12 protein-coding genes are annotated in these 12886 nt (G+C 63.9%); 9 read left to right on the forward strand and 3 right to left on the reverse strand.

Translation table 11 applies throughout. The features are described from left to right. Positions 1 to 175: 175 nt before the first annotated feature. From FNL56_RS12575 to FNL56_RS12585, 3 genes are read right to left on the reverse strand one after another with little or no spacing between them, the layout of a single operon-like run. A complete protein-coding gene (locus tag FNL56_RS12575; protein ID WP_143582024.1) occupies positions 176 to 961 on the reverse strand; it encodes an ABC transporter ATP-binding protein in 786 nt (261 codons plus the stop codon). Continuing rightward, positions 958 to 1758 (reverse strand): ABC transporter permease, encoded by an 801-nt coding sequence (locus FNL56_RS12580; RefSeq protein ID WP_143573060.1) that lies wholly within the window; start codon positions 1756 to 1758, stop codon positions 958 to 960. Before FNL56_RS12580 ends, FNL56_RS12575 begins: the two co-directional genes overlap by 4 nt. Then, a complete protein-coding gene (locus FNL56_RS12585; RefSeq protein ID WP_143582025.1) occupies positions 1748 to 2725 on the reverse strand; it encodes an ABC transporter substrate-binding protein in 978 nt (325 codons plus the stop codon). The genes FNL56_RS12580 and FNL56_RS12585 overlap by 11 nt, the downstream gene beginning before the upstream one ends. Before the next feature lie 193 nt (positions 2726 to 2918). Between FNL56_RS12585 and FNL56_RS12590 the strand changes: the two genes are divergently transcribed. The 9 genes from FNL56_RS12590 to FNL56_RS12635 all read left to right on the forward strand — a co-directional run bounded on the left by FNL56_RS12590 (position 2919) and on the right by FNL56_RS12635 (position 12826). Then, positions 2919 to 3779 carry an alpha/beta fold hydrolase gene (locus FNL56_RS12590; protein WP_143573062.1) on the forward strand — a complete coding sequence of 287 codons (861 nt, stop codon included), beginning with the start codon at positions 2919 to 2921 and terminating at the stop codon, positions 3777 to 3779. Position 3780: 1 nt separating this feature from the next. Continuing rightward, entirely contained in the window at positions 3781 to 4569 is a 789-nt protein-coding gene (locus tag FNL56_RS12595; protein ID WP_143573063.1) for an enoyl-CoA hydratase-related protein, read from the forward strand. A 44-nt stretch (positions 4570 to 4613) separates the two neighbouring features. Beyond that, the gene (locus FNL56_RS12600) at positions 4614 to 5423 is read left to right on the forward strand and encodes an SDR family NAD(P)-dependent oxidoreductase (RefSeq protein ID WP_143577859.1); all 810 of its coding nucleotides are present in this window, start codon (positions 4614 to 4616) and stop codon (positions 5421 to 5423) included. 434 nt (positions 5424 to 5857) lie between these two features. Beyond that, complete coding sequence (locus FNL56_RS12605) at positions 5858 to 7069, forward strand: ABC transporter substrate-binding protein (RefSeq protein ID WP_210245499.1); 1212 nt, start codon at positions 5858 to 5860, stop codon at positions 7067 to 7069. Positions 7070 to 7305: 236 nt separating this feature from the next. Continuing rightward, positions 7306 to 9192 (forward strand): ABC transporter permease, encoded by a 1887-nt coding sequence (locus tag FNL56_RS12610; protein WP_143573065.1) that lies wholly within the window; start codon positions 7306 to 7308, stop codon positions 9190 to 9192. Beyond that, entirely contained in the window at positions 9189 to 9959 is a 771-nt protein-coding gene (locus tag FNL56_RS12615; RefSeq protein ID WP_143573066.1) for an ABC transporter ATP-binding protein, read from the forward strand. Before FNL56_RS12610 ends, FNL56_RS12615 begins: the two co-directional genes overlap by 4 nt. Then, positions 9956 to 10684 carry an ABC transporter ATP-binding protein gene (locus FNL56_RS12620; protein ID WP_143573067.1) on the forward strand — a complete coding sequence of 243 codons (729 nt, stop codon included), beginning with the start codon at positions 9956 to 9958 and terminating at the stop codon, positions 10682 to 10684. Before FNL56_RS12615 ends, FNL56_RS12620 begins: the two co-directional genes overlap by 4 nt. Before the next feature lie 68 nt (positions 10685 to 10752). Beyond that, positions 10753 to 11211 (forward strand): MarR family winged helix-turn-helix transcriptional regulator, encoded by a 459-nt coding sequence (locus FNL56_RS12625; protein ID WP_143573068.1) that lies wholly within the window; start codon positions 10753 to 10755, stop codon positions 11209 to 11211. A gap of 682 nt (positions 11212 to 11893) precedes the next feature. After that, positions 11894 to 12826, forward strand: a complete 933-nt coding sequence (locus FNL56_RS12635) for an alpha/beta fold hydrolase (RefSeq protein WP_143573070.1) — start codon at positions 11894 to 11896, stop codon at positions 12824 to 12826. Positions 12827 to 12886: the final 60 nt, after the last annotated feature.

Genomic DNA, 12886 nt, shown 5'->3' on the forward strand with positions numbered 1-12886 from the left:
TCCCCCGCGCGGAGCGAAGCTTCGCTAGGTGAGAGAAGGTGGCCGCGCGTAGCGCGGTCGGATGAGGGGGCTTCTTGGCGACAGAGTTCGTGGCGCCCCCTCACCCGTCTCGAACGCTTCGCGTTCGATCCACCCTCTCCCACAAGGGGAGAGGGCAAAAGATCAGCGCTTTTCGCTAGCTTCGCGCCAACCTTGCATCCATCGCATTCGCCTGCAGCGTGTTCTGGATCGCGGCGCGCAGCAGCGGATAATCCGCCTCCGTCCAGTCGGCGACGCGGACGTCGGCCAGCAACGCCGCCGATTTACCGAACACGATGATGCGATCGCCGACGCTCATGGCTTCTTCGAGCTGATGCGTGATCAGGATCGCGGTCGAGTTGAACTCCCGCGCCAAGGACACGAAGGTTTTGCGCAGCTCGCCAGCCGTGACTTCATCCAGCGCGCTGAACGATTCATCCGCCAGCAGGATCTCCGGCTGCACGGCAAAGGCGCGCGCGATCGCGACGCGCTGGCGCATGCCGCCGGACAATTCGCGCGGGTAGGCGTTGGAAAACTTCTCCAGCCCGAGCCGGCGCAGCCAGTCCATCGCGCGCGTTTCCTGCTCGTCCTCACCGACGCCGATCAGTTCGAGCGGCAGTTTCACATTGTCGAGCGCGGAACGCCACGGAAACAGCCTGTCCTGCTGGAAGATGGTCGCGATCTTGCCGCGGAATGCGTTGAAGTCGTCATAGGGCGTCTTGCCGCCGATGCTGATACTGCCTTCGGTCGGGTACTCCAGTCCGATCAGCAGATCGAACAGCGTAGACTTGCCGCAGCCGGTCTGGCCGACGATGGCGACCATCTCGCCGGGCTCGATGCGCAGCGTCAATTTGTTGATCGCCACCACCGATTGCCCGGAGGTGGTCTGGCAAAACACTTTTCGTAAGTTGGCGATTTCGATCGCCGCCGACGCGCCGGTCATGCCCGCCACCGCAGCACGCGGGTCTCGAGCCGGACCAGCAGGGCTTCCAGAATGAACAGCAGCACCACCAGCACCAGAGTCCAGGCGAATACATCCGCCACCGAAAACAGCTCCTGCGCCACTGACAATTGATGGCCGATGCCGGTGACGGCGCCGACCAGTTCGGCGATCGTCACCACGCGGATGGCGAGGCTGAGCGTGATCTTCCAGGAGGTGATCAGGCCCGGCGTGATCGCCGGCAACATCAGCTTGCGGAAAAACTGCAGCGGCGTCGGACGAAACGACCGGATCATCTGCCGCAGCTCTTTCGAGACCTCGCGCATATTGTCGAGCGCGTCCACCGTGAACACCGGCGCGCAGACCACGATCAGCACGAAGGCGATGCGGAATTCGACGCCCTTGAACCACAGCACCGCAAACAGAATCCACGACACCACCGGCACCGCCATCAGCACGCGCACCATCGGCCGCAGATATTTCTCCAGAGTCTCGGAGAGATACATCACGATGGCGAAAGCCAGCCCGATGACGAAGGACAGCAGCAGCGCGCCGAGCACGCGGGCCAGCGTCACCGCGACATCGACAAAGGTGATCTTGGTCAGGCTCTGCGCGATCCGGCCGAGGCCGGGAATCGCGAACGCGGGAATGCCCAGGGTCGGCGCCAGATACGACATCGCCTGCCACAGGCACAGGAAGATGGCGATCGACCCGATCGCCTCACGGGGCAGGCTGGAGGAGATCAGCGAACGACGCGGCTCCTCGAACGGCGTGTCGGCATGCACGTCATCAGGGGGCATAGATGATCGCTTCGTCCGGCAGTTTTGGATGGAAGCCGGCGGTGACCGCACGCTCGAACGTGTCCCAGATGCCCTTGCGCTCGGCGCCCCAGGCGGGCTTGGCGTCGAACTCCCAGCGTTTGGCGAGCACGGCTTCCTTCAGGATGCCGGGCGGCAGCTTGACGGTCTCGGTCGCAATCTTGTCGCAGGCGTCGGGATCGCTGACCAGGAATTTGCTGACGTCTTCCAGTGCTGCCAGAAACATTTTTGGCGCGGCTGCCGTTTTCTTGATGGCGTCCTCGCGCATCGCATAGACCAGCTCCCAGCCGGGAAAGCCCGTCAGCTTCTTCCATTCGTCGTTGGCATTAAAGATGATATTCAGCGACGGGTCTTCCTTGATCATCATGGTAGCGATCGGCTCGATGATCATCGCGGCCTCGACGCGGCCGGCAGCGAGCTGCGCGCGGGCGATCGCGAAATTGGCGTTCACCACCGTGATGTCCTTGGCCATGTCGATCTTCTGCGATTTCGCGATGATCGAGAGGATCTGGAACTGGCCGCTGCCCATGTCGGCGGCGAGCTGCTTGCCCTTGAGATTGCTGATGCCCTTGATCGCCGGGTCCTTGGTGATGATGACGAGGTCGGCCAAGGTGGCGCCGGTGGCGATGATCTGCAGCGGCACGCCTTCGAGGCGCAGCTTCTGGAAATAGGTGGGTCCGCCGATCAGCGTATCGACTTCGCCGGTGGCAAGGCCGGCATAATAGGCCGCGAAGCCTGGATAGACCGTGACGTCAGCGTCGAAGCCGTTCTTGGCGTCAAAACCTTTCGCCTTCATGATGTTGATGATGATCGGCGCGAACACCGGCAGGGTCAGGCTGCCGACCTTTATTTTGGGCCTGGCCTGCGCCAGCGACGGGGTCGCGAGCGCAGTGCCTGCGAGCGCCAATGCGCTGCCCAATGTAAATGCACGGCGTGTTACAATAGTCATCGGCACTTCTCCTCAGGCAACGTTGCGGTGCAGCGCAGACAGTCTTTTCAGGCATCAAACGGTGCGGCGATATTCGTTTGCAAGCAAGCGATATGCCAAAACATAACTCACTAAATTCTCTTGCAGCAAACAAACAACCGCTCTAGCTTTCGTATGTGCACAAACGAAATGTGCTCGAGCGCAGGAGGCTTGCATGCCGCATGTGACGACGCCCGACGGAACGCAGCTTTATTATGAAGAGGCGGGGTTCGGGAGTCCCGTGGTTTTCGTGCATGAATATGCCGGAGATTACCGCACCTGGGAGCCGCAGATGCGTTACTTCACGCGCTCGCATCGCTGCATCACGCTGAGCCAGCGCGGCTATCTGCCGTCGGACGTGCCGACGGACCCTTCGCGCTACGGCCAGGATATCGCGCGCGATGATATCATCGCCATTCTCGATGCGCTCGGTATCGACAAGGCCCACATCGTCGGCCACTCGATGGGCGCCTCCACCGCGCTGCATGTCGGCATCAACTATCCCGAGCGCTGCCTGTCGGTGACGGCGGCGAGCTGCGGCTATGGCTCGAGCCCCGATCCGGTATTCGTCGAGCAGGGCCGCGCCGCGTCGCGCGAGACCGCAAAAATGTTCGAGACGGTGGACTTCCCGACCGCGGCGGCGCGCTACGCCGATGGCGCAACTAGGCAGACGCAGAAGAACAAGGACCCGCGCGGCTTCGCCGAATTCGCAAAAATGCTGGCGGACCATTCACCCGTCGGCCACGCGCTCACCATGCGCGAGCTGCAGGCCAAGCGACCGATGCTGTGGGAAATGGAGGCGCAACTGAAGGCGTTCTCGGTGCCGCTATTGATCATCGTCGGTGACGAGGACGACTGGTGCCTTGATCCCTCGGTCTTCCTGAAGCGCGCGGTGCCGACCGCAGGGCTGCTGGTGATCCCGCGCTCCGGCCACACCATCACCTCGGAAGAGCCGGCGGCGTTCAACGCGGCGCTTGCCGAGCTGTTCGCCGCATCCGCGGCGGGCACCTGGATGTCGCACCGCAAGCAGGCCTGAGATGAAAACGCCCGGCGATATCCAGATCGATATAGCGGACGGTATCGCAACGCTGTGGCTCGCCAATCCGGCGCGGCGCAACGCGATGTCGACCGTGATGTGGCACAAGCTCGCGGCCTTCGCCGCCGAGGTGCCGACGCGAAAGGACGTGCGCGTCGTCATCATCCGCGGCGGCGGCGAGCAGATGTTTTCCGCGGGCGCCGACATTTCGGACTTTGCCACCGCGCGCTCGGGCGAGGGGCAGGCGCGGGCCTATGACGATCTGGTAGAAAACACCTGCCGGGCGATCGAGGCGATCCCGCAGCCGACCATCGGACTGATTTTTGGCGGCTGCATGGGGGCAGGGTCTTCTGTCGCGGCAAGCTGCGATCTTCGCGTCGCTGCCGACGATGCCTTCTTCGCGGTGCCCGCGGCAAAACTCGGGCTTGGCTACGATCCGCGCGGCATCGTGCGCTTCATCCGCGTGTTCGGCGCGGGCGCGACAAGGCAGGTGCTGTTCACTGCCGACCGGCTGCCGGCGACGCGCGCTTTCGCGCTCGGCGCCGTGCATCTGATCGCGCCGGCCAGCGAGGTGGAGGCGCGCGCGATGGCGCTGGCGAAACAGATCGCCGGCAATGCGCCGCTGACCATCAAGGCGGCAAAGGCGGCGATCTCCGCCATCACGACCGACAACGCCGATCTCTTGGCGCAGGCGGAGGCATTCTATGCCGCGGCCGATGCCAGCGCCGACTACGCCGAAGGCCGCAAGGCCTTTGCCGAAAAACGACCCCCGGTATTCACCGGGAGCTAATCACCCGATCTCTTTCTTTTATCCTGCAACACAAGGAGCTCCAGATGGATCTGCAACTCAAAGGCAAATGCGCTCTCGTCACCGGCGGCAGCGAGGGCATCGGCCGGGCGATCGCCATGACGCTGGCGAAGGAGGGCGTCAACGTCGCGATCTGCGCGCGCCGCCTGGAGCCGCTGGAAAAAACCGCCGAGGAAATCCGCAACGCCTACGGCGTCACGGTCGTCGCGATCACCGCGGATCTCACCAAGGACGCGGAAGCCAAGAACTTTGTCGAGAAGGCCGCCAAGGAGCTCGGCAGCCTGGATCTGATGATCAATAATGCCGGCTCCGCCCCGGGCGGCGTCATCGAGACGCTGACCGAGGCAGACTGGGAGCAGGCGATGCAGCTCAAATTCATGGGCTATGTGCGCTGCCTGCGCTACGCGCTGCCGATCATGGTCAAGCAGGGCGGCGGTCGCGTCGTTAACCTGATCGGCAATGACGGCGTCAAGCCGTCCTACTGGGAAATCGCCCCGGGTGCCGCCAACGCCGCCGGCCAGAACATGACGCTGTCGCTCACCGGCCAGTACGGCCGCCACAACATCTCGTTCTGCGCGGTCAATCCCGGTCCGGTGCGCACCGAGCGCTGGGCGGGTCTGGTCGGCGCGATGTCGCGCGACATGGGCATCTCCTATGAGGAAGCCGACAAGCTGGCGCCGGCCTCGATTCCGCTCGGCCGCATCGCTGAAGTGGAGGAAGTCGCCAACCTCGTCGTCATGCTGGCGTCGCCGCTGGTGCAGATGGCCAACGGCACGATGATCGAGATCGATGGCGGCCAGGACAAGGCCCTGATGGACCGCTTCCGCGACCGGTAGTCTTCACGCATCTACAATGACGCGGTCGTTCTTCCTTCTCCCCTTGTGGGAGAAGGTGGCACGGCCGAAGGCCGTGACGGATGAGGGGTGACGAGGCGACAGCGTTTGTGGCACCCCTCACCCGTCCACGCTGCGCGCGGCCACCCTCTCCCACAAGGGGAGAGGGAAGAGCCGAGTTCTTGGCTACCGACTTCATCATCGCGTCGCGTTCGTGGTGATCAAACATTCAGTGATGTGCTAGGCACCTTGCACCACAACCAGTCTTGACAACAAACCGGGTGCGCCGGACTATTTGCGTACAAACTAATTCGAACAGCGTTCAGGCCGAACGTAACGCCGCAGGGGCCGGTCTTCTGTTTGCGAAATGGACGGCGACGGATAATTTCATCGCAATCGTCGATCCCTGAAATCGACGATCACAACGGAGTTCGATCATGATGACGGCTCGTATCTTCGGCTCACTCGCCATCGCCGGTTCGCTGGCGGTCTCGCTCGGTTCTGCGGCTTTCGCGCAGGGCACGATCAAGATCGGTGAGCTCAACAGCTACAAGACCCAGACCGCGTTTCTCGACCCTTACAAGAAGGGCTGGGAACTGGCGATCGAGGAGATCAATGCGGCCGGCGGCGTGCTCGGCAAGAAGCTGGAAGTGATCTCGCGCGACGACGGCTCGACGCCGGGCGATGCGGTGCGCGTCGCGGACGAGCTGGTGACGCGCGAGGGCGTCAACATCCTCGCCGGCACGTTTCTTTCGCATATCGGCCTCGCCGTCACCGAATTCGCCGGCAAGAAGAAAGTGTTCTTCCTCGCCGCCGAGCCTCTGACCGACAAGATCACCTGGGCCAACGGCAACAAATACACGTTCCGGCTGCGCGCCACGACCTACATGCAGGTCGCGATGCTGATGCCGGATGCGCTGGCCGCCAAGAAGAAGCGCTGGGCGCTGGTCTATCCGAACTTCGAATACGGCCAGGCGGCGGCGGCGACCTTTAAGGAAATGCTGAAGGCCAAGCAGCCCGACGTCGAATTCGTCACCGAGCAGGCGCCGCCGCTCGGCAAGGTCGATGCCGGCGCCGTGGCGCAGGCGATCGACGACGCCAAGCCGGACGCGATCTTCAACGTGCTGTTCGGCGCCGACTTCTCCAAGCTGGTGCGCGAAGGCACTACGCGCGGCACCTTCAAGGACCGCACCGTGGTCAGCCTGCTGTCGGGCGAACCGGAATATCTCGATCCGGTCAAGGAAGAAGCCCCGGTCGGCTGGATCGTCACCGGCTATCCCTGGGACAAGATCAAGACCCCGGAATATCTGGCGTTCCTGAACGCCTATCAGAAGAAGTATAACGACTATCCGCGCCTCGGCTCGATCGTCGGCTACAGCACCATGAAGTCGCTGGCCGCCGGCATCGCCAAGGCGGGCTCGACCGACACCGACAAGCTGATCGCGGCATTCGAGGGCCTCAAGCTCGGCAGCCCGTTCGGTCCGTTCGAATACCGGGCTTCCGACCATCAAGCGACGATGGGCGCTTATGTCGGCAAGATCGCGCTGGAAAACGGCAAGGGCACCATGGTCGACTTCAAATATGTCGATGGCGCCAGCGTGCTGCCGAGCGATGCCGAAGTGAAGAAGCTTCGTCCCGCCACTGATTAAAGTGTGATGGGGTTGAACAGGACAACAAGCTCGTCATTGCGAGGAGCGAAGCGACGCGGCAATCCAGAGGCCACAGGCTCAGCAAGAACTGGATTGCTTCGTCGCCAAGAGGCTCCTCGCAATGACGGGGAGATGTTCTGAATTCCACAAGCCGATACCGCCCTGATGGCTCACACAACTCCAAATGAAAAGGTGTTTCTCTCCGCTGACAGCAGGCGGGGAGAGGTCGATCCACGATGACCCTCAGTTCCTTCTTCTTCCAGGCGATCAACGGATTGTCTTCGGCGTCCGGCCTGTTCTTTGTGGCGGCCGGGCTGTCGCTGATCTTCGGCGTCACCCGGATCGTCAACATCGCGCACGGGTCCCTCTATATGATCGGGACCTACATCGCCTACACGATCGCAACCAAACTTGGCGGTCCGCTCGGCTTCTGGGGCGGCATCGTCGCCACAGCAGTGCTGGTCGGCGTGATCGGCGCGATCATCGAAATACTGCTACTGCGCCGGATCTACCGCGCGCCCGAACTGTTTCAATTGCTCGCCACCTTCGCGCTGGTGCTGGTCATCAACGACGCGACGTTGTGGATCTGGGGACCGGAAGACCTGCTCGGCCCGCGCGCGCCAGGCCTTACCGGCTCGGTCGAACTGCTCGGCAGGCGGCTGCCGACCTATGACATCTTTCTGATTTTTGTCGGCCCGTTCGTGCTGTGGATGCTGCATCTGGCATTGGCCAAGACGCGCTTCGGGCGATTGATGCGCGCCGCCACGCAGGACCGCGAGATGGTCGGCGCGCTCGGCGTCAACCAGGCCATGCTGTTCACCGGCGTGTTTGCGCTCGGCGCGCTGCTCGCCGGTCTCGGCGGCGCGCTGCAGATCGCGCGCGAACCGGCGACTTTGGCGACCGATTTGATCGTGATCGGCGACGCGTTTGTCGTCGTCGTGGTCGGCGGCATGGGCTCGATCTCCGGCGCCTATCTCGCCGCCGTCATCATCGCCGAAGTCAAGGCGCTGTGCATCGGTCTCGGCGTCGTTGATTTCGGCGGCTTTTCGGTGAACTTCTCCAAGCTGACGCTGGTGGCCGAATTCCTGGTGATGGCCGCCGTGCTGATCTTCCGGCCTTACGGGTTGCTCGGCCGCGAGCAGGTGGTGGTGCGCAGCGTCGCGGAGCCGGAAGAGCCGATGCGCCCGGCGTCGCCGGCCACCAAGATCGCCGGCCTCGTGCTGCTGGTCGTGCTGGTCTGCCTGCCGCTGCTGGCGAAGAACTCGCCCTATACTTTGGTGCTCGGCATTGACGTGCTCATCGCCGTGCTGTTCGCCGCCAGCCTGCATTTCATCATGGGCCCCGGCGGCATGCACTCGTTCGGCCACGCAGCCTATTTCGGCCTCGGCGCCTATGGGGCGGCGCTGCTGGTGAAATTCTTTGCCGCGCCGATGGGCGTGGCACTGGCTGCCGCTCCGATGCTGGCGCTGCTCGGCGCGCTGCTGTTCGGCTGGTTCGCCGTGCGTCTGTCCGGCGTCTATCTGGCAATGCTGACGCTGGCGTTCGCGCAGATCGTCTGGGCCGCGGTGTTCCAGTGGGAGACGCTGACCGGCGGCTCCAACGGTGTGCTCGGCATCTGGCCGTCGGCGCCGTTCGACACACGCGGGCCGTTTTATTTCCTGACGCTGGCGCTGGCCGCGGCCGGCGTGCTGTTGCTGCGAAAATTCCTGTTCGCGCCGTTCGGCTACGCGATGCGGGCAGGGCGGGACTCTCCGTTGCGCGCGGAGGCGATCGGCCTCGACGTCAAGCGCGTGCACTGGCTGGCTTTTGCGATTGCGGGCGCGGTGTGCGGCGTCGCCGGCGGGCTGTTCGCTTTCGCCAAGGGCTCGATCTCGCCGGAGACGATCGGCGTCAGCCGCTCGATCGATGGCCTGGTGATGGTGCTGCTTGGCGGCATCCAGACCCTGAGCGGTCCGATCGTCGGCGCCTCTGTTTTTGCCGTTCTTCAGGACACCATCATGCGCTCCACCGAATACTGGCGCGCACTGCTCGGCGGCGTCATTCTGTTGCTGGTACTGGCGTTCCCGAGCGGCATCGTCGGCGGCTTCCTGAAACTCGTGTCGCGACGGAAGGTGTCGTCATGAGCGATCTCGGCATCCGCCAACTCTGCAAATCGTTCGGCGGCGTCAAGGCCGTCAACGACGTGTCGTTCGATATCAAGCGCGGCGAGTTTCTGGCGCTGATCGGGCCCAACGGCGCCGGCAAGTCGACCTGCTTCAACATGATCAACGGCCAGCTCGCCCCCGACTCCGGCGACATCATGTTCGAAGGCACCTCGCTGATCGGCCGGAAGCCGCGCGAGATCTGGCGGCTCGGCATCGGCCGCACCTTCCAGGTCGCGGCCACCTTCAATTCGATGACCGTCGTCGAGAACGTGCAGATGGCGCTGATCTCGCACGCCCACCAGATCTACAAATTGTGGAAGCCGGCGGCGTCGCTGCATCGCGAGCGCGCGCTCGAACTGTTGGCGCAGGTCGGCATGGCCGACGCCGCCGACCGGCCGAGTCGCGAACTGGCCTATGGCGACGTCAAGCGCGTCGAACTCGCCATTGCGCTCGCCAACGATCCGCGGCTGCTCTTGATGGACGAGCCGACCGCCGGCATGGCGCCGAAGGAACGCAACGATCTGATCGCGCTGGTCAAGCGGCTGGTGATCGAGCGCGGCATCTCGGTGCTGTTCACCGAACACTCGATGGATGTGGTTTTCGCCTTTGCCGATCGCATCATCGTGCTGGCGCGGGGACGGCTGATTGCTGACGGCGACGCCAAATCCATTCGCGACAACCCGCAGGTTCGCGAAGTGTATTTCGGCACCGGCAAGACCTTTGCCAAAGCGGAGGCTTCCTCATGAGCACGCCGATGCTGACGGTGGATAATCTCGGCGCTTCCTATGGTGCCGCGCAGATCCTTTACGGGTTGAACCTCGAAGTCGGGCGCGGCGAAGTGGTGGCGCTGATGGGCCGCAACGGCGCCGGCAAGACCACCACCATGAAGGCGATCATGGGCCTGATGGCGCAGTCGTCGGGCAAGATCCAGTTCAACGGCACGGACATCTCCGGCAAGCAACCCTTCGAGATCGCGCGGCTGGGGCTGGGATTCACGCCGGAAGACCGTCGCATCTTCTCCGACCTCACGGTGATGGAAAACCTCGACATCGGCCGCCAGCCGCCGCGCAAATTCAGTGACGGCGTTGCGGCGCCAGTGTGGACTGAAGACAAGTTGCTTAAACTGTTTCCCAATCTAGGCGAGATGCCGCACCGGCCGGGTGGCCGTATGAGCGGCGGCGAGCAGCAGATGCTCACGGTGGCGCGCACGCTGATGGGCAATCCGCTCCTGATCCTGCTCGACGAGCCCTCGGAAGGCGTAGCCCCCCTGATCGTCGAACTGATGGCCAACACCATCCTCGAACTGAAGAAGGCCGGCGTTTCGATCCTGCTGTCGGAACAGAACGTTCATTTCGCCGAACTGGTATCGGACAGGGCGTACATTCTCGAAAAGGGCCAGATCCAGTGGAGTGGTAGCATGGGTGCGCTGGCCGACAACATCGAGATCCAGCGGGCCTACCTGACGGTGTGAAAGTATAGGTTCGCCTTTTAATGCAACCGAAGATCGTACATACTTCGCGGGTCGTCAGGGGTAGTGCGATGCAGAAGCCGGGAAAGCTGAAGGTCCTGCCGGGCGCGGAGCCGCCGTCGGACTATGTCGTCGACTATCAGGTCGGCTTCCTGATGCGGGTGGCGATGCAACGCCACACCTCGATCTTCATGGCCAACATGATCGCGGACCTTACGCAGACGCAGTTCGCCGTGATGGCCAAGCTGCACGAGGTCGGACCCTGCTCGCAGAACCATCTCGGGCGCCTCGTCTATCTCGACGCCGCCACCATCAAGGGCGTGGTCGATCGGCTGGGCCTGCGGGGCTTTATCACCACCGGGAGCGATCCGACCGACCGCCGCCGGCGCGCGGTGTCGCTGACCGAGCAGGGCACCGAGCTGATGGACGCCGCGATCCGCGTCGCCGCCGAGATCAGCGTCAAGACGCTCCGACCGCTGACGGCGGAGGAGCAGCGGACATTGGTGCGGTTGTTGAAGAAGATCACGTAGCGCGGAATACTTCCGCGCAGGTCGTAGCGAGGCGGTGATCCATCGGTTTCAATGCGCTCGGCGCTTCGCTTCGCAATCAACAGCGGCCGTAGTGCGCGACAATTCCTCGAAACAGCGCGTCACGTTCGGCGCCTAGATGTGTCCCGCTGGCATCGCCGGACCGGCGTTGGCATCGACAATGGCAGCGGGATCGATGCGGGGGCCAGGCTGCAGGAGGGACCAGCGTATCGAGCGCGCTGAAAGAGCCGGCGCGGTAACGTTCCTCGCGGCTTCTGCTGAGCGCAGGAGCGACCGGATAACCCTCGGCCTTACCGAGATTGCTCTTCTCGGGCGCTGCGCTGGAGCTACGCACATCGGAAAGCAGCACCAGCGCCGCCGCGGCAAGACCGATCCGCAGGCAAGCCAAAAATCGCGGCATTTGACGGAAGCTCCCTGTCGCGATGGCGCTCGACTCGGCCAGCTCGGCATCGAGCTGGAATAAGCTTTCGTACGCCGGATCGGCGATCTTGCCTCGGATGCCTCGGCGTGCGAGTTGACGGTCGAACCGACGGGGCAGGGCATCGAGCTTGCCGACGGCTCGTCGCAGTCAGGCGGTGGTCCCCGGCCGCGACGCGGTCGGCGCGACGCTGCAGCATAACGCGGCCATCACATCCCTTCAACACTTCTACCTGGCGGAAAATTCATGGCTGGCCTGACCCTTCCCGAATCCGGCGCGACCTTTGCCGACCTTGGCCCGTCGCCGTTCCTCGCGGGCTTTCGTTTGCTCGACGGGACCTTGCCTGACGGCGTCCGAATCCGCGCCGCGGTGGGCGGCGACGGGCCGCCGCTCCTGCTGCTTCACGGCCATCCGCAGACCCATGTGACCTGGCGCAAGGTGGTGGGCGCGCTGATGCTGCGCTTCACCGTCGTCGCGACCGACCTGCGCGGCTATGGCGACAGCAGCAAGCCCGAAAGCGGCGCCGACCATGCGGCCTATTCGAAGCGAGCCATGGCGCGCGACCAGGTCGCGGTGATGCGGGCATTGGGTCATGACAAGTTCGACGTGGTCGGCCACGACCGCGGCGGGCGCGTCGCGCATCGCATGGCGCTCGATTTTCCCGAAGCCGTGTCGCGCGTCGCGCTGATCGATATCGCGCCGACCGCCACCATGTATGCGCGCACCGACAAGGCCTTCGCGACGCGTTACTTCTGGTGGTTCTTCCTGATCCAGCCGGCGCCGTTGCCGGAGCGGATGATCGGCGCAGATCCGGAGTTTTTCCTGCGCACGCACATTGATGGCCAGGTCAAGACGCCTGGCGCGACCGAACCCGCGGCCTTCGCGGAGTATCTGCGCTGCTACAACGATCCGGCGACGCGGCACGCGATCTGCGAGGACTATCGCGCGGCCGCGACCATCGATCTCGAGCATGACGAGGCCGACACCGACCGCCGCGTCACCGCCCCGCTGCTGGCGATCTGGGGCGGCAAGGGCACCGTCGGCGCGCTGTACGACGTGCTCGAGACGTGGCGGGAGAAAGCGCTGCACGTCTCCGGCCGCGCCTTCGATTGCGGCCATACGCTGCAGGAAGAGCGTCCGGAGGAGACCGTCGCGGAGCTGACGGCGTTCTTCGGCTGAAGCGGACGCCAGCACGGCGCTTCGGCGCCGGGGCTCTGGCGGGCTTTCGGGCGAAACAGT

Origin of the sequence: Tardiphaga sp. vice304 (assembly GCF_007018905.1) — a bacterium.
GTDB lineage: Bacteria > Pseudomonadota > Alphaproteobacteria > Rhizobiales > Xanthobacteraceae > Tardiphaga.